The organism is Candidatus Planktophila sp., assembly GCF_044232745.1.
In the GTDB taxonomy this organism is placed as follows: domain Bacteria; phylum Actinomycetota; class Actinomycetes; order Nanopelagicales; family Nanopelagicaceae; genus Planktophila.
In genome coordinates this window covers 131,979-148,212 of sequence record NZ_JBIILI010000002.1, presented here as the reverse complement: position 1 = coordinate 148,212, position 16,234 = coordinate 131,979, and the positions used below count along the sequence as shown (strand labels likewise).

Genomic DNA, 16,234 nt, shown 5'->3' with positions numbered 1-16,234 from the left:
CTCTTTCATGATTCTCTACTTCCTGCTGCCACTAATTCTGCTGACCATTGCCGCGGTTAACTTCTTTCAAATACGCACACCTAAACACGCCTCAGAGTTTCAAGAATCAATTGGTGTGGTGGTTCCTATGCGTAATGAAGCAGAAAATGTAGAAGGCGTCGTTGCCACACTTGCAGCACAAAATGGGAATATGCATTTCTACTTGCTCGATGACAATTCAGAGGATGCAACGTACGAGTTACTGCAGAAGTTCACAGTCGAGGATTCACGTTTCACTGTAATCAAGGGCGCTCCCCTGGCTGATGGATGGATCGGCAAAACATGGGCGTTGCAGCAACTATTTGAGGCATCGAGGGAAGAAGTACTCGTATCCATTGATGCCGATGTGCGCTTAAGCAACGATGCAATTAGCAAAGCTGTATCCACTATGCGTGGTGCTCGCCTAGATTTTGTTTCACCATATCCACGACAGATTGCCGTGAGTATTGGTGAACGGTTAATTCAGCCATTGCTGCAATGGTCGTGGCTAACAACTGTTCCTCTTCGCTATGCCGAAAATTCTCGCCAAAAATCTATGGCTGTTGCCAATGGACAATTTTTTGTGGTTCGCCGTTCTGCGTTGAAATCCATTGGTGGCTATGTAGCTGTGAAGCATTCCGTCATTGATGATGTTTTCCTAGCGCGTGCGCTGATGCAGAATGGATCATCAGGAACAGTTCTTAATGGCTCTGACATTGCCGAAACTCGTATGTATGCATCCTGGAGCGAGATCGAAGCCGGATATGGAAAATCTTTGAACAAAGCCTTTGGTTCCATTGTTGGCACTGTATTTGTCATTGCCTTTCTATTTGTAACTAGCATCGCACCATTGATTCTTGGCCTGCTAGGAAATCCTTATGGTTGGCTCGGTTTTGCAGCGATTGTTGGAACTCGCGTGCTGAGTGCGATAAAGAGTCAAGGTCGCGTACTGGATAGTGTGTTGCATCCAATATCTATCGCTGCACTGATTTACCTCATTGTTTATTCATACTTAATGCGCGGAACAGTTCAATGGAAGGGTCGCGCAGTATGAAAATCGTTGTGATAGGTGCGGGGATGGGCGGCATGACCGCTGCTGCACGGTTATCACGCGGTGGACATGAAGTAGTTGTCTATGAAGCGTCAGATCAAGTCGGTGGAAAGTGTCGCACCGAATGGATTGGCAAAGTTGCATTTGATACTGGGCCATCCCTGCTGACGCTGCCTGCTGTCTACAGAGACTTCTTCCAACGCACTGGAAAACCTATGGGGCTTGTCTGTCCCATTGAATCTGTTAACCCATCTTTTGATTATCGTTTTGCAGATGGCAGCAATGTGAAATTTTCTAATCTTTCGCGCAAAGAAACCTTGGATGCGATTACAGCAAGTTTTGGAGCAGACAGTGCTTCTCAGTGGGATCGCATTATGAAGCGAGCCGAACGTATGTGGGATGTAAGCCGGGTGCCCTTTGTCGAATCCGAACTGAAATCTCCATTCTCATTAGTAAAGCGAATCAGCTTTATACGTGACATGAAGGTCATTGCACCGTGGAAAACCTTGCGTCAGCACGCAGATGAAATCCTGAAAGACCAGCGACTTCGTTTCATCATGGATCGATACGCCACATATAGCGGATCAGATCCTCGCAAAGCCCCTGCAGTTCTTTCGACAATTGCATTTGTGGAAGAGAGCTTCGGTGCTTGGCATGTAAAGGGTGGTCTTGGACAGCTAACAACCACGGTGCACCAGCGAGCAGTAGATGTTGGTGTCACTTTTCACCTGAACTCCCCCGTCGCCAGCATTCAAACAGTTGGCAATAAAGCCACGGGAGTTGTTTTAGCTGATGGAACGATCGTTGCAGCAAATGCAGTTATTGCAAATGCTGATGCCTCCCTTGTTTATAACAAACTAATTACTGGGCATAAGCGAACGTTGAAGAAGGCGCGAAAGAATATTGCTGATGCTGACGTATCAGTTGCTGGCTTCTCGCTACTACTAGGAATGCGCAAAGACCCAGCACATGTTCTTAACCACCACACAATTCTGTTTCCTGAGAACTATGACGCCGAATTTGATGCAATCTTTAAAGATGGAATACCTGTAGAAAAACCAACGATCTATATTTGTGCTCCACAGGATGAATTGATGAGTAAAGATGAAAACCTTGAGGGTTGGTTTGTACTTGTTAACGCGCCAACTCATGGTTCGTTTGATTGGAGTAATGCAGAGTTTGCTAGCAAGTACGCCAACAGTATTATCGATCAAATAGAAGCGCGAGGAATTTCGGTGCGTGATCGTTTGGAGTCTCTAACAATTAGAACTCCAGCGGATTTAGAAGCAGCCGTTAGCGCACCGGGTGGGGCGATTTATGGGACATCCAGCAACGGAGCGCGCGCTGCATTTATGAGAGCTAAAAATCGTTCACCAATTAAAGGTTTGTACTTAGTTGGCGGATCGGCACATCCAGGTGGTGGACTACCTCTTGTTGGTATTAGTGGTGATTTAGTTACGGAAGCAATTGGCTACGAGAAAAACGCACGACACTGACAAAGCTATAAATTTGCAATAGTAAGAATGCGATCGAAAGCTGTGTTGCACCCGGCAATGACAATTGATTAATAATTAAAACAACAAATAAGAAACTTGCCCGCACTGGACGTTCGGCCGGTGTAACAACACCGATATCGCTAACACCAAGAGAAAATAGCTTTGCTCGCGCATACTCCTGAAATGCTGCAACGCACCACAGGGTAATTGGGATCCACGCTGGCACGCCTATTGCATACAGCGCATAGAACCACAACGCTTCGCTGATGCGATCCACCACTGAATCAAGGGTTGCTCCGAACTGGCTTTCGCGGTGCTGGAAAATAGCAACACTGCCATCAATGCCATCGCAAAACAAAGAAAAGACTAAAAAGAAAATTGCCCAAGGGGTTTGGGCAGTTAACGCAGTTGCCACTGCACCTAGTAATCCAAACAGGGTAAGTGCATTAGGGGAAATCCGTAGCAAGGTGCAAATCAAGCCAAATCGGTAAGAGATGTGTAACCAAGCACCAACAATCCCTTTTGTTTCGGCATCGCTATGCAGAGAACTCCACTTCGCCTTAAATTCATCTTTACTAAGCATTTAGGTTTCCATAAATTTCTTGAGTAGCAGTTGAACTATTCATCGTGTAAAAGTGTAATCCTGGTGCCCCTGCTACCAATAGCTGTTGGCATAGTGATGTTGCTATCTCGACACCTAGCGCACGCACGGCAGCAGGATCATTTTCAACTTTCGCAAATGCTTCTGCGATATATGTTGGTATAGGAGTCCCACCTAGTTCTGCCATTCGATGCAACAATTTTACGTTCGTCACAGGCAATATTCCTGGAATAATTGCCAACTTTGAACCGCGTACATTCAACTTTTCGACTAGCTGGATATATCGATCTGCTTCAAAGAAAAATTGTGTGGTTGCAAATGTGGCACCTAATTGCTCCTTACGAATTAGGACATCGACATCCTTATCAAAATCTCCGTTAGATGCTGGATGTCCGTCTGGAAAAGCCGCAACACCAATTGTGAATCCGCCAAACTCATTGGCTAATTGAACTAGCTCATCTGCATGATTGAGACCACCAGGTGTAGGTGTCCAAGGTGCACTTGGTCCTCCAGTTGGATCTCCGCGAAGTGCCAAAATACTGGTGATGCCTGCTTCTTTATAGCTGTGCAAAATTGCTATCAATTCATCACGTGTGGAGCCAACACAGGTTAAGTGAGCAACCGTTGAAATCCCCGTGCGCTGTGTAATTTCTTGAGCAATCCGAATGGAACGATTACGCGTAGATCCACCAGCGCCATAAGTCACTGAAACGAAGTCAGGGGTTATGGATTTAAGGCCATCGATGGCAGCCCACAACCGTTCTTCGCCCTCAACATCCTTTGGAGGGAAGAACTCGAATGAATACGAAGTGCGAACTACCACTGGGTGAGGGTACCGTTACCGAGTGAGTTCAGAGCCAAAAGCAGCGTTAACGAGTGTTCGTAGCGCCGTTCAAGAAGAGCTAGGCATCTTCCTCAATCGAGAAGCGGCATATCTGAATTCCATTTCTACAGAGCTATCCCCTGTATCCGATGTATTGACATCATTCTTGTTAGACAGCGGAAAACGCCTTCGCCCTCTTTTTGCATATGCCGGCTTTGCAGCAGCTGGTGGATCTCTGGAAAAACCAGTTGTCCGTGCAATGGCAGCGTTAGAACTTTTACAAGCGTGTGCTCTGATTCATGATGACTTGATGGATGGTTCAGACACTCGTCGCGGAAAGCCTTCGATTCATCGACACTTTGAATCTATACATGTACAAGAAGAACTTGATGGCTTTGCACCGCACTATGGATTGTCTGCGGCGGTGTTGCTGGGTGACTTAGCTCTTGTTTGGTCAGATCAGATGTTGAACAGTGCAGGGTTAACAAATGAACAATTTTCACGTGTAGCACCATTTTACAACGAGATGCGTGTTGAATTAATGGCCGGACAGTTTTTAGATATTCATGAGCAAACTCAAAAAACAACAAGTGTTGATCGGTCTATGAAGATTGCTCGGTACAAATCAGGCAAGTACACAATTGAACGCCCATTGCATTTAGGTGCAGCGATGACAACAGCGGCTTCTCCTGAGATTTTTGCTGCACTTTCTGCTTATGGACTTCCTTTAGGTGAGGCTTTTCAGTTACGTGATGATCTGCTCGGAGTCTTTGGTGATCCATCAGTTACAGGAAAACCTGCCGGTGATGATCTGCGTGAAGGTAAACGAACTGTTTTAATCGCCATGACCAATGATCGCCAATCAGAGGCGCAGCGAGAGCTTGCTCGCAAGCACTTTGGAAAGCCTGATTTAGATGCACATGGTGTCGCAGTATTAAGAGAGATCATCGAATCCACCGGTGCTCGAGCAGAGCTTGAAGCAACAATTGAACGCTTAACGGATCAAGCATTAACAGCAGCGCAATCTGCTGTCTTTACAGAGGATGGAAATGCAATGCTCGTTGAGCTTGCAAATATTGCAACTAAGAGGAGTTCATAATGCCCGCACGTGTTAAAGGTCCAACCGATCATGTTGTCATTGTTGGCGCAGGATATGCGGGTCTCAGTGCGGCGCTCCGATTAGCAGGTGCCGGTCGCAAAGTAACGGTCATCGAACGAGAATCAGTGCCAGGTGGTCGAAGTGGGTTGTTGCAAAAAGATGGATACTCTTTTGATACAGGTCCCTCTGTTTTAACAATGCCATCTTTGATTCAGGATGCCTTTAGCTGCGTGGGCGAAGAAATGAAGGATTGGGTTGAGCTCATGCCCGTTTCTCCTTTGTACCGAGCCTTTTATGCAGATGGAACACAACTAGATGTGCATGCAAACACTGCACAGATGGAAGCAGAAATTGCAGACAAGATCAGCCCAGAAGAAGCTGCTGGTTATGCGCGATATGTAGAGTTTGTGACGAAATTGTATAAGTATGAAATGAACGACTTTATTGATCGCAATATTGATTCGCCCTTTAATCTTTTAACACCAAATCTTGCGCGCTTGATCGCACTTGGTGGATTCCGCAGACTTTCTCCAAAAGTAAACCAGTTTATGAAGGATCCACGTTTACAAAAGGTGTACTCATTCCAGGCTATGTATGCAGGCGTTAGCCCACAACAAGCGCTTGCAATTTATGCAGTTATCGCATACATGGACTCTGTTAACGGTGTGTTTTTTCCTAAGGGTGGAATGCATGCGGTACCGCGTGCAATGGCAGCTGCTGCACAAAAGCACGGTGTTGAATTCAAGTACAGCACAACAGTTTCAAAAATTGATGTACAAAATGGTCGAGCAAAAGCTGTAATTACAGAAGATGGCCAGCGCATTGAATGTGATGCAGTGATTTTGAACCCTGATTTGCCTGTTGCTTGGCGTGATCTGCTGGGCAAAACCCCATTGTCAGTAAAACGCCTCAACTACTCCCCTTCTTGCGTCACGATGTTGGTGGGATCTTCGAAGAAATATGACTTTGCGGCTCATCACAACATTCACTTTGGTGAATCATGGGATGGTGTTTTTGATGAACTTATTAAGAAGAAGCAGTTGATGAGTGATCCAAGTGTGCTCGTAACAATTCCTTCTCTTGATGATCCATCGTTGGCTCCAGCAGGAAAGACTTCTTACTACGTTCTATTTCCCACCCCGAACCTAACTGCAGATATTGACTGGACCAAGCAAGTGATGCCATATCGTGATCACATGGTTGAAACCCTTGAACAGCGTGGTTACACCGGCTTTGGTGATGCAATTGAAACTGAAGTTATAACAACTCCACTTGATTGGAAAAATCAAGGAATGGAGGAGGGTGCACCTTTTGCTAGTGCACATACCTTCTTCCAAACCGGTCCCTTTAGGCCACGCAATATGGCAGCAGGAATTGAAAATGTAGTTTTCGCTGGATCTGGAACACAGCCAGGTGTTGGAGTTCCGATGGTTTTGATTTCAGGTCGCCTTGCTGCAGAGCGCATCGTGGGTCCGGTTAAATAAGTGGATGAGTTAACTGCTGCAGGAATAACAGATGCCGATCTTCGCGCATCCTACGAAGAGTGCAAGCGGTTAAATGCATTACACGGAAAGACCTACTACTTGGCAACATTGTTACTGCCAAAAGCTAAGCGCCCCTTTGTGCATGCTTTATACGGTTTTGCCCGTTATGCAGATGAGATCGTTGATGATTTGGCTTCTGAATTAAGTATTGAAGAAAAGTCGGAAGCCTTAAGCAATTGGGGTAATGGTGTTTTAGCGGACCTTAAAAAAGGTAGCAGCGAAGATCATGTGGGTCGTGCACTGATAGACACTGTTAAACGCTTTGATATCCCACATGAACATTTTGAGGCTTTTCTGCATTCCATGACTATGGATTTGACTGTTCAGGAATATGAAACCTACGAGGATCTGTTGGAATATGTCTACGGATCGGCAGCCGTTATTGGTCTGGAAATGGTCCCAATTCTTGGGCCCTTGCATGCCGATGCCTTTGATGCGGCAAAGAAGTTAGGAATCGCTTTTCAATTAGCTAACTTCATCCGAGATGTTGATGAAGATTTAGATCGTGGTCGTGTGTACCTACCAATAAAAGAGCTGGCCCAGTTTGGTGTTAGCCGTGAAATGCTAGAAGAACGTGTTTTAACTCGTGAGATCACTGAAGCACTCAAGTTTCAAATCGCACGGGTTCGGCAATTACAAGCAGAAGCAGCTCCAGGTATTGCAATGCTAGAAGCAACAAGTCGTCCGTGCATAGAAGCTGCTAGCACTTTGTATTGCGGCATTGTCGATGAAGTAGAAAAGATTGGTTATGACATTTTTAATCAACGAGCAAAGACATCTACGGCACGACGTATTCGTGTTGCAGGTGCTGCATTCATCAAGCGCCAGTTGATTTCACGCTAGAGTATTAACCACGGGAGCCGTAAAGGCTGAGAGGGTCTGAAATTCAGACCGACCGATTGACCCATCCGGTAATGCGGATGCGGAAAGGAAAATCATGTCATCCACTTTATTTACCGCCTGGGGCTACGAAGTCTCAATTCTTGAATTCATCGCTGCCATTACATCCTTTGTTGGAGTATGGCTCGGTACAACAGGTAAAAGAATTACCTGGCCTTGGTGGGCTCTTAGTAGCGCGCTTTATGGAGTTTTCTTTTATCAAGTAGATCTCTTTGCAAGCGCGGCATTGCAGTTGGTTTTTATCGCAGCCGCAGTTTACGGTTGGAAAGACTGGGCACCAACAGGCGCGCTTCCCGGATCAATTACAGCGCGCAATCGTCGCTACATTGCAATCGGAACAGTCATCAGTGTTGCAGCGCTATCACCACTTTTATCGAGCATTGGGGCTGCGGCTACTTGGTCAGATGCATTTTTATTGATTGGCAGTCTTGTTGCACAAATCTTGATGGTCTACCAAAAGTGGGAAGCATGGGTTGTGTGGCTCATCGTTGATCTAGCTGGAACAGTTCAGTACGCGATGCTTGGTTACTGGTTTACAGCTGTCTTGTACGCAATGTTTACCGTTGTTGCGTTAATCGGATTGAAGCGTTGGCATGGCTCTCTACGCAATTGATGGCCCTGCAGGTGCTGGTAAAACTACTTTTGCAGCAAAGCTAGAAGCGGATTTATCCGTCAAAGGCACAGTAAAAGTCATTCATATGGATGATTTGTATAACGGCTGGGAAAACGCTCTAAGCAACCCACTGTCAGAAATATTGGATCGTATCTCTACAGCCCATCTTGCCGGTAGAGAGTTTGCAATTAAGATTTTTAATTGGCACACCATGCAATTTGATCGCGAAGAAAAAGTTACCCCCACCGAACATCTGATCATCGAAGGAGTTGGAGCGGCACAACAAATAGTGCGCGAAACTGGAGCGACAACCTATTGGCTAGATATCGAACCTGAAATCGGCTTACAGCGTGTGTTAGATCGCGATGGTGCCCATATCGAGCATCAAATGCGTCAATGGCAAGTTGATCAAGAAAAACACTTTACTAGGGATGAAACTCGTGAAAATTGCGAGTTTAAACTCACTTCATAACTATTTTGGGCGCGCCCTCGGCACCTGCAACTGGTGCACTCAATAAAATCTGCACATGTCCGATCTGACCGGTGAGCTCATTGATGGGCGCTACCAACTGCTGCGTCAGGTTGCGAATGGCGGAATGGCAACGATTTACGAAGCACTAGATACCCGGCTTGATCGCAAAGTTGCTGTAAAGATAATGCACGCGCACTTGGCTCAAGATGAGGCATTTGTCTCGCGCTTCATTCGTGAAGCCAAAGCTGCTGCGGCCCTTACCCACCCAAATATTGTTGCTGTGCAAGATCAAGGTTGGAATCAAAGCGGTATTCCTGCGGTGTTCTTAGTCATGGAGTTTATTGAAGGCCACACTCTTCGTGAGTATTTAAATGAACGTGGTCGCTTTGAAGTTAAAGATGCGATCAACTATTTAACGCCCATCTTGTCAGCACTAGCCGCCGCACATGACATTGGCATCGTACACAGAGATATAAAGCCTGAAAATATCTTGATCTCTAAAGATGGGCGAATCAAGATTGCAGATTTTGGCTTAGCTCGTGGCGAAATAATCGGTACCACCATGACCGCCGAATCCAGTGTGATTTTAGGGAGTGTTTCTTACCTATCCCCCGAACAAGTTCAACGGGGTATTGCAGATTCGCGCAGTGATGTTTATGCCGCAGGAATCGTTGCCTATGAAATGTTTACCGGTGAAAAACCATTTAGTGGTGATTCACCGATCCAAATCGCTTACATGCACGTCAATGAAGAGATCCCGCACCTTCGCAACAAGCGCAAAGAAATCCCTCAGGGATTAGATGATCTGATAGCAAGTGCAACCGCCAAGAATCCCGATGATCGTCCTCGGACGGCAGGTGAATTTCTGGAACGCTTGCAGCAGATTCAAATTGAACTTGATCCCAAGAAAAATCAATTGGACCTAGGTTTAGATCTTCCGGTTGAACCTATTCGAGAAAAAACTCGCAAGAAGGTAAAGGAAGAGCCGATTAAGGAAGCAACAGTTGAGGTTAAAGAAAACACGCGCGAAATTAGAAAGCAAGAAGAAAAAAAGAAACGCGCAAGCAAGCGAGTACGCAGAAACCGTAAAGTTGCTTTGATTCTGGCAATTGCAGTAGGTGTTGGTGGTTGGTGGACCTTAGTTGGACCAGGTTCACGAGTAGTAGTTCCATCAACTGTTGGCGGCAGCTACAACGAAGCGGTTGCATCCTTCACTCCACTGGGGTTAACCGCGGTGATTCTAGAAAATAGATTTGATGAAGAAATTGAAAAGGGCAAAATTATTGAGTCGGTGCCACCAGGTGGTGGAAAAGTAGATGCTGGCGGCAGCGTCAAATTGATTATTTCTAAGGGTCCGGAGCGTTACACAATCCCATTAATAGCAGGATTGACACCAGAGGCTGCACAAGTTGCAATCAGCAAATACACCCTGATAGTTGGAACAGTAAGTGAAGTTTTCAACTCCGATATTCCAAAGGGATTTGTGATCTCATCAACGCCACAGTCTGGTTCCTCAGTAAAGCGAAATTCAAAGGTCAACTTGATTGTTTCAAAGGGAATTGAACAAGTAGCACTTGCTTCGTACATTGGCAAGAGTGGAGAACAAGCGTTAAATGAGTTAACGGAAGCTGGATTCGATGTAGAACCTGGATATGTATTCAGTGAAACAACTCCAGAGCTTGCTGTTGTTTCCCAAAATCCAGCAGGTGGAACAACTGCAAATAAGGGTGCCAAGGTTTCTATTCTCATTTCTAAAGGTCCTCGTTATACATTTATTCCAAAAACAGTCATCACCATGGAAGCAGCCGCAGGTAAAGCAATGCTTGAATCCCTCGGTTTAAAGGTGAAGGTTGTAACGATCGGAAATGCAAAGAAGAAGGTTGTTAAAAAAGTTTCTCCAGCGGTTAACACCAAGGTTTTACGTGGAAGTTTGGTGACGATTACCGTAGGGTGACCCAATGCCTACGCCAATTAAGAAGCCCCGCATCGGTGCCCACACCCCTACTACTGGCGGAATGGCTAAGCGATCAATCGCATACGCCGAAACAATTGGCGCAGAAGCAATTCAAGTATTTGCATCAAGTCCACGAACATGGGCGATGCCAGAGGCAAAACCCGAACTTGATGAAGCATTCAAGATCAAGGCAGCCGAATTAGATATCGAAACTTATGTTCACGCTCCTTTCTTGATTAACTTAGGTTCACCAACTGAGGCAACTTACTTAAATTCTCTTGCCTCAACTAGATACTCACTGCAGCGAGGTGCTGAGATCGGCGCACTTGGCGTTGTAATCCACACGGGTTCTGCAGTTGATGTAAACCATGTCGAGAAAGCATGGAAGCAGATTCATGAAGGCATGATGCCAATTCTTAACGCGCTAGATGATGATGCTCCATACCTTCTGCTTGAACCAACAGCTGGTCAAGGGCAATCACTAGTAAAGAAATTAGATGATCTAGCAATGTATTTAAAGGCACTGGAATATCATCCAAAAGTCGCAATCTGTTTAGATACCTGCCATGTATTTGCTGCCGGTCACGACATTTCAGTAAAAGGTGGGATGACAGCAACTATTGATTTACTGGTCGAAATTGCTGGCATCGAGCGATTCCAGTTAGTCCATGCCAATGACTCGATGGATGTGTGCGGCGCACTTAAAGATCGCCACCAAAACATCGGTGACGGGCATATCGGTGTTGACCCATTTAAGGAACTTCTTTCTCACCCTGCAGTTGCAAATGCTCCTTTAATCCTGGAAACACCAGGAATGGAAGAAGAACACGGCAAGGAAGTTGCCTTGCTCAAGAAATTGCGCGGCTAATGTCTGCACGTCATAACCTTCAGTTAAAACTTGCGCCGTGGGCGTTGTTAACTGTTTCAGCTGCTTGGGGATTCTCATTTATTGTAATGAAGGATGCAATCCAGCGCCAAAGTGTCAATAACTTCCTCTTCACACGATTCACACTGGCTGTCATTGTGATGATTTTGATTCGTCCTAAAGTTATAAAACTATTCAATAAGGATCTACTGCAAAGAGGTGGTTTAGCAGGAATATTCCTAGGCCTTGGTTATATAGCGCAGACCCTTGGCCTAGAACGAACCGGAGCAGCAATCACCGGCTTTGTTACCGGCTTATATGTAGTTTTAACACCAGTAATTGCTTCAGTTGTCTTAAAAGAAAAGATTACAAAGTTCACGTGGTACTGCATTGCAGTAGCAACGCTTGGCTTAGGACTCCTTTCGATTCGTGGCTTCTCTGTTGGTATCGGTGAAATGTTTGTCTTAGCAAGTGCATTCCTGTTTGCCGCTCACATTATTGCCTTGAGCAAATGGTCATCCGGCCGCGATGTTTATGCAATGACCGTTATTCAGCTATCGATGTGTGCAATTCTGGCTGGGTTCGCCTCTGCAATCGAGGGCTACTCACTTCCTCCCGATACAGGAGTCTGGGGCGTTGTAATTTTCACAGCAGTCTTTGCTACCGCAATTGCATTTATCGTCCAGACCTGGTCACAGGCACATATGAGCGCAACCAAAGTAGCGGTCATATTAACTATGGAAGTTGTCTTTGCCGCTGTTTTTGCAATCGTCTTAGGCGGAGAGCGCTTAACTATTCAAACAGCTATCGGTGGCGTATTGGTCGTTGTGGCCATGTATTTAATAGTTTTGAAAGAACAGAAGTAAGGTTAAGTCATGGCAATTGATCTTCGAAGTGACACAGTTACTCGCCCATCTGTAGCAATGCGAGAAGCAATTGCGCAGGCTCCCGTTGGTGACGATGTGTATAGCGATGATCCAACCGTTAATTCACTAGAAGAACGAGTTGCCGCACTTTTTGGCAAAGAGGCTGGCGTTTTTACTCCAACAGGATCCCTAGCAAACCAATTAGCTATCCGTATGTTGGTTGCACCCGGCGAAGAGTTGATTGCCGAAACAAATAGCCACATTGTGCGTGCCGAACTAGGTGCAGCCGCTGTGTTTAGTGGAATCACAACACGTACATTTCCGGCAAAGAATGGCCTTTTGAAGGCAGCTGACGCGTTGGAAATTGCTCGACCAAATAGCGGTCCTTACTTGGTTTCAACAACTGCAATTGCAGTAGAAAATACGCATAACTTTGGTGGCGGAACAGTTCAACCAATTAGCGAGATTGCTGCCCTTCGCAAAGGCGCTGATGAACTTGGCTTGGCACTTCATTTAGACGGTGCCCGCATCTGGAACGCGCATGTTGCATCCGGTGTTTCATTTACTGATTACGGAAAGTATTTTGACACCATAAGTGTTTGTTTATCAAAAGGATTAGGCGCACCGGTTGGATCAGTGATGCTTTCTACAAAGGATCGTGTTGCAAAAGCCCGTGTGTGGCGCAAACGTTATGGCGCAGGAATGCGTCAAATTGGTTTGCTGGCCGCCGGTGGACATTACGCGCTCGATAACAATATCGATCGTTTGGCCGAAGATCATCGCCGCGCACGAGAGATCGCAGTAGCGATTGCATCAGTTGATGCATCATTGATTGATCCATCGACTGTTGAAACCAATATTGTTGGATTAGATTTGGCCGCATTACCTATCACTGCAGCAGAACTTGCTCAGCGTTGCCGTGATGCAGGTTTATGGATTAGCGCGCTTGGGCCTAAGTATGCGCGACTAGTAACTCACTTAGATTTCGATGATGATCAGTGCGCGCAAGCAATTGAAATTTTAAAGAAAGCCCTCGTGGGTTAGTAGCCACTGCTTCTTTTCAACACCATAGGCATAATTTCCTAACGCTCCCCCGGTTTTTACAACGCGGTGGCAAGGAACAACAAGCATGATTGCATTATTGGCACATGCGCTGCCGGCTGCGCGAACTGCAGCAGGTGAACCAGCTTTTGCTGCTAGATCCGAATATGACCAGGTCTTACCAGGTGCAATCTTTCGCATTGTTTTCCAAGCAGCCTGTGAAAACGCGGCACCAGGTTGTCTAACTTGAATTCCGTTGAGCGCCGTTAAGTCACCGTCAAAGTAATCGCTAATCAAATCTGAAATCACAGGTATTGATTTAACAACTTTCACATCGCGGCCTGCTTTAAATGCTGCAACCGTTGAAAGGTTCGCCCCGATTAGAATTTGATCGTCAACCAATAAATTTAGGGTGCCGACAGGAGTTTTGTGAGAAGTAATTAAAAGCGGCACTGTCCAAGATTAGCGATCGCGCAACATTTCGGCAACTAAAAAGGCAAGCTCTAGGGACTGCGCGTGGTTAAGTCGTGGATCGCACGCTGTTTCATACCGTGATGCCAAATCTTCATGTGAGATCTCTTCGCCGCCGCCTACGCACTCAGTGACATCATCACCGGTAAGTTCAATGTGGATTCCACCTGGATGAGTCCCAAGCGCCTTATGAACTTCGAAGAATCCCTTTACTTCGTCCATAACATCATCGAAGCTGCGGGTCTTATATCCACTTGGCGCTTCATATGTGTTTCCATGCATTGGATCGCAGACCCACAAAACTTTTGCACCGGACTTTGTCACACCATCGACAAGAGCAGGCAAGAGCTGGCGAATATTCTTTGCACCCATTCGTGTAATGAAAGTAATGCGACCTGGTTCGCGATTTGGATCTAACTTGTCGATTAGCGCAAGAGCATCCTCGACCGTGGACTTTGGTCCGAGTTTGATTCCGATTGGGTTGCGAACCTTTGAAGCAAAATCAACATGTGCGCCATCTAGCTGACGGGTGCGTTCACCAATCCAGAGGAAATGGCCTGAAACATCGTAGGCATCGCCTGTGCGTGAATCGATTCGAGTTAACGCCTTTTCATACTCCATGATTAGCGCTTCGTGGCTTGCAAAGAAATCTACTGATTTAAAGCTTCCAGGATCAACGCCTGCAGATTTCATGAATGCTAGAGCGCGACCGATTTCATTAGCCATTTGTTCGTAGCGTTCACCAACTTTGGAATCACGAATAAAACCTTTATTCCATTCGTGGACCTGGCGTAGATCTGCAAAACCACCTTGAGTAAAAGCACGCACTAAGTTAAGAGTTGCTGCAGATGTGTTGTAGACGCGGACCAAACGTTGTGGGTCTGGATTTCGAGAGCTTTCAGTAAATTCAATATCGTTTACGGCATCTCCACGATAAGCAGGAAGTGTTATATCGCCACGAGTTTCGAAATCATTGGAACGCGGCTTTGCAAACTGGCCAGCCATCCGACCAACCTTGATAACTGGCAAGCTTGAGTAATACTGCAAAACAGCTGCCATCTGCAAAATTGTTTTGATGCGGTTGCGAATGGAATCAGCTGTTGCTGCTGCAAATGTTTCTGCACAATCTCCGCCTTGTAACCAAAATGCTTTTCCTTCAGCGGCAAGTGCGATGCGAGCCTTTAAATCATCACATTCTCCAGCAAAGACAAGCGGTGGTAACGCTTTTAGTTGCGCAACCGCTGCTTTGACGGGTTCGCCCTCTGGTCCACCTGGCCAGGTTGGTTGCTGGGCAGCAACGAGGCCAGGTGTAAACAGCGAGTCTAAGTTTGTGCTCATTGGAGAAGTGTAGAGAGTTCGAAAGTAATCGCGCGAGGCAATTATCCGAAGAAGATCTCTGACTCCTTGTAGAGTTCTAGTGGAACGGTCTTTAGCTTCTCGGTTGCTGATGCCAATGGCACGCGAGCGATATTCGTTCCGTGAAGTGCAACCATCTTGCCCCAGTCACCTTCGTGAGCAGCGGTGATTGCATGTAATCCGAAGCGCGTAGCAAGCACACGGTCAAATGCTGTTGGAGTACCACCACGCTGGATGTGTCCCAATACAGATGTGCGTGCTTCCTTGCCTGTGCGCTCTTCGATCTGACCCGCAAGCCAGTCACCAATACCCGACAGCTTTACATGGCCGAATGAATCAAGTGTCTGATCCTTAACAATCATGTCGCCATCTTGAGGAATTGCGCCTTCTGCAATAACGATAATTGGTGCGTAATGAGACTTGAATCGTGATTCAACCCATTCGCAGACTTTTTCTACAGAGAACTTCTGCTCTGGAATCAAAATACATGTGGCGCCGCCTGCAAGACCTGAATGCAATGCGATCCAACCTGCGTGACGACCCATAACTTCAACGATTAATGCGCGGTGATGGGATTCAGCGGTTGTATGTAGGCGATCGATCGCCTCAACTGCAATGTTTACTGAGGTATCAAAACCAAATGTGTAATCAGTGTTGTTTAGATCGTTATCGATAGTCTTTGGAACGCCAATCACCTTTACACCGAGTGCATCAAGCTTTGTCGCAACACCCAAAGTATCTTCGCCGCCGATGGCGATCAGTGCATCGATTCCAGCCTTTTCAAGATTTTCCTTAATCTTTTCTACGCCACCCTCAATTTTAAATGGGTTAGTACGTGATGAACCAAGAATCGTTCCGCCGCGAGGCAAGATGCCGCGAGTTGTTTCAATATTTAAAGGCATGGTTAGACCCTCTAGCGGTCCCTTCCAGCCATCACGGAATCCAACAAACTCGTGACCGTACTCTTTAACACCTTTGCGAACTACTGCACGAATAACTGCATTAAGACCAGGGCAGTCTCCGCCGCCAGTAAGGACACCAATACGCATGATTAACTCCAACAA

16 protein-coding genes are annotated in these 16,234 nt (G+C 46.2%); 11 read left to right on the top strand and 5 right to left on the bottom strand.

From position 1 onward, the window contains the following. The first annotated feature begins 7 nt into the window (after positions 1 to 7). Together AC9UGD_RS02380 and AC9UGD_RS02375 are read left to right on the top strand one after the other, a co-directional pair. On the top strand, positions 8 to 1,072 hold the full coding sequence (locus AC9UGD_RS02380) for a glycosyltransferase family 2 protein (protein ID WP_509569003.1): 1,065 nt from the start codon (positions 8 to 10) through the stop codon (positions 1,070 to 1,072). Continuing rightward, positions 1,069 to 2,565, top strand: coding sequence for a phytoene desaturase family protein (locus AC9UGD_RS02375; protein ID WP_509569000.1), 1,497 nt, complete (start codon positions 1,069 to 1,071; stop codon positions 2,563 to 2,565). The genes AC9UGD_RS02380 and AC9UGD_RS02375 overlap by 4 nt, the downstream gene beginning before the upstream one ends. Here AC9UGD_RS02375 and AC9UGD_RS02370 read toward each other — a convergent pair. Together AC9UGD_RS02370 and metF are read right to left on the bottom strand one after the other, a co-directional pair. Continuing rightward, positions 2,525 to 3,148, bottom strand: a complete 624-nt coding sequence (locus tag AC9UGD_RS02370; protein ID WP_509568997.1) for a CDP-alcohol phosphatidyltransferase family protein — start codon at positions 3,146 to 3,148, stop codon at positions 2,525 to 2,527. The two genes, AC9UGD_RS02375 and AC9UGD_RS02370, sit on opposite strands and share 41 nt — an antisense overlap. Then, positions 3,141 to 3,989: a methylenetetrahydrofolate reductase [NAD(P)H] gene (gene metF, locus AC9UGD_RS02365; RefSeq protein ID WP_509568994.1), complete on the bottom strand. Its 849-nt coding sequence runs from the start codon at positions 3,987 to 3,989 to the stop codon at positions 3,141 to 3,143. Before metF ends, AC9UGD_RS02370 begins: the two co-directional genes overlap by 8 nt. A gap of 22 nt (positions 3,990 to 4,011) precedes the next feature. Here metF and AC9UGD_RS02360 point away from each other — a divergent pair, with 22 nt between their 5' ends. The 9 genes from AC9UGD_RS02360 to AC9UGD_RS02320 all read left to right on the top strand — a co-directional run bounded on the left by AC9UGD_RS02360 (position 4,012) and on the right by AC9UGD_RS02320 (position 13,346). Beyond that, positions 4,012 to 5,088: a polyprenyl synthetase family protein gene (locus tag AC9UGD_RS02360; RefSeq protein WP_509568991.1), complete on the top strand. Its 1,077-nt coding sequence runs from the start codon at positions 4,012 to 4,014 to the stop codon at positions 5,086 to 5,088. Continuing rightward, positions 5,088 to 6,572, top strand: coding sequence for a phytoene desaturase family protein (gene crtI / locus AC9UGD_RS02355; protein ID WP_509568988.1), 1,485 nt, complete (start codon positions 5,088 to 5,090; stop codon positions 6,570 to 6,572). Before AC9UGD_RS02360 ends, crtI begins: the two co-directional genes overlap by 1 nt. After that, the gene (locus AC9UGD_RS02350) at positions 6,573 to 7,475 is read left to right on the top strand and encodes a phytoene/squalene synthase family protein (RefSeq protein WP_509568986.1); all 903 of its coding nucleotides are present in this window, start codon (positions 6,573 to 6,575) and stop codon (positions 7,473 to 7,475) included. A 94-nt stretch (positions 7,476 to 7,569) separates the two neighbouring features. Next, the gene (pnuC, locus tag AC9UGD_RS02345) at positions 7,570 to 8,145 is read left to right on the top strand and encodes a nicotinamide riboside transporter PnuC (RefSeq protein WP_509568984.1); all 576 of its coding nucleotides are present in this window, start codon (positions 7,570 to 7,572) and stop codon (positions 8,143 to 8,145) included. Next, positions 8,126 to 8,617, top strand: coding sequence for a nucleoside/nucleotide kinase family protein (locus AC9UGD_RS02340; protein WP_509568981.1), 492 nt, complete (start codon positions 8,126 to 8,128; stop codon positions 8,615 to 8,617). The genes pnuC and AC9UGD_RS02340 overlap by 20 nt, the downstream gene beginning before the upstream one ends. A gap of 55 nt (positions 8,618 to 8,672) precedes the next feature. Further along, on the top strand, positions 8,673 to 10,571 hold the full coding sequence (gene pknB, locus AC9UGD_RS02335) for a Stk1 family PASTA domain-containing Ser/Thr kinase (RefSeq protein WP_509568979.1): 1,899 nt from the start codon (positions 8,673 to 8,675) through the stop codon (positions 10,569 to 10,571). Between the two features lie 4 nt (positions 10,572 to 10,575). Continuing rightward, positions 10,576 to 11,439, top strand: a complete 864-nt coding sequence (locus tag AC9UGD_RS02330; RefSeq protein WP_509568976.1) for a deoxyribonuclease IV — start codon at positions 10,576 to 10,578, stop codon at positions 11,437 to 11,439. Continuing rightward, positions 11,439 to 12,302, top strand: coding sequence for a DMT family transporter (locus AC9UGD_RS02325; RefSeq protein WP_509568973.1), 864 nt, complete (start codon positions 11,439 to 11,441; stop codon positions 12,300 to 12,302). The genes AC9UGD_RS02330 and AC9UGD_RS02325 overlap by 1 nt, the downstream gene beginning before the upstream one ends. A 9-nt stretch (positions 12,303 to 12,311) precedes the next feature. Further along, complete coding sequence (locus AC9UGD_RS02320) at positions 12,312 to 13,346, top strand: threonine aldolase family protein (protein WP_509568970.1); 1,035 nt, start codon at positions 12,312 to 12,314, stop codon at positions 13,344 to 13,346. Here AC9UGD_RS02320 and AC9UGD_RS02315 read toward each other — a convergent pair. Genes AC9UGD_RS02315 through AC9UGD_RS02305 form a run of 3 tightly spaced genes read right to left on the bottom strand, consistent with a single transcriptional unit; the run spans position 13,323 to position 16,219 of the window. Then, positions 13,323 to 13,796 (bottom strand): methylated-DNA--[protein]-cysteine S-methyltransferase, encoded by a 474-nt coding sequence (locus tag AC9UGD_RS02315; RefSeq protein WP_509568967.1) that lies wholly within the window; start codon positions 13,794 to 13,796, stop codon positions 13,323 to 13,325. The genes AC9UGD_RS02320 and AC9UGD_RS02315 overlap by 24 nt on opposite strands. 9 nt (positions 13,797 to 13,805) lie before the next feature. Beyond that, positions 13,806 to 15,152 carry a class II 3-deoxy-7-phosphoheptulonate synthase gene (locus AC9UGD_RS02310; RefSeq protein WP_509568964.1) on the bottom strand — a complete coding sequence of 449 codons (1,347 nt, stop codon included), beginning with the start codon at positions 15,150 to 15,152 and terminating at the stop codon, positions 13,806 to 13,808. Positions 15,153 to 15,193: 41 nt separating this feature from the next. Further along, entirely contained in the window at positions 15,194 to 16,219 is a 1,026-nt protein-coding gene (locus tag AC9UGD_RS02305) for a 6-phosphofructokinase (protein ID WP_509568961.1), read from the bottom strand. Positions 16,220 to 16,234: the final 15 nt, after the last annotated feature.

Excerpts from the sequence above, each read along its gene's own strand:
- AC9UGD_RS02380 (WP_509569003.1), top strand. The coding sequence starts at position 8 with ATGATTCTCTACTTCCTGCTGCCACTAATTCTGCTGACCATTGCCGCG.
- AC9UGD_RS02375 (WP_509569000.1), top strand. The coding sequence starts at position 1,069 with ATGAAAATCGTTGTGATAGGTGCGGGGATGGGCGGCATGACCGCTGCT.
- AC9UGD_RS02370 (WP_509568997.1), bottom strand. The coding sequence starts at position 3,148 with ATGCTTAGTAAAGATGAATTTAAGGCGAAGTGGAGTTCTCTGCATAGC.
- crtI (WP_509568988.1), top strand. The coding sequence starts at position 5,088 with ATGCCCGCACGTGTTAAAGGTCCAACCGATCATGTTGTCATTGTTGGC.
- pnuC (WP_509568984.1), top strand. The coding sequence starts at position 7,570 with ATGTCATCCACTTTATTTACCGCCTGGGGCTACGAAGTCTCAATTCTT.
- AC9UGD_RS02340 (WP_509568981.1), top strand. The coding sequence starts at position 8,126 with ATGGCTCTCTACGCAATTGATGGCCCTGCAGGTGCTGGTAAAACTACT.
- pknB (WP_509568979.1), top strand. The coding sequence starts at position 8,673 with ATGTCCGATCTGACCGGTGAGCTCATTGATGGGCGCTACCAACTGCTG.
- AC9UGD_RS02330 (WP_509568976.1), top strand. The coding sequence starts at position 10,576 with ATGCCTACGCCAATTAAGAAGCCCCGCATCGGTGCCCACACCCCTACT.
- AC9UGD_RS02325 (WP_509568973.1), top strand. The coding sequence starts at position 11,439 with ATGTCTGCACGTCATAACCTTCAGTTAAAACTTGCGCCGTGGGCGTTG.
- AC9UGD_RS02320 (WP_509568970.1), top strand. The coding sequence starts at position 12,312 with ATGGCAATTGATCTTCGAAGTGACACAGTTACTCGCCCATCTGTAGCA.
- AC9UGD_RS02310 (WP_509568964.1), bottom strand. The coding sequence starts at position 15,152 with ATGAGCACAAACTTAGACTCGCTGTTTACACCTGGCCTCGTTGCTGCC.
- AC9UGD_RS02305 (WP_509568961.1), bottom strand. The coding sequence starts at position 16,219 with ATGCGTATTGGTGTCCTTACTGGCGGCGGAGACTGCCCTGGTCTTAAT.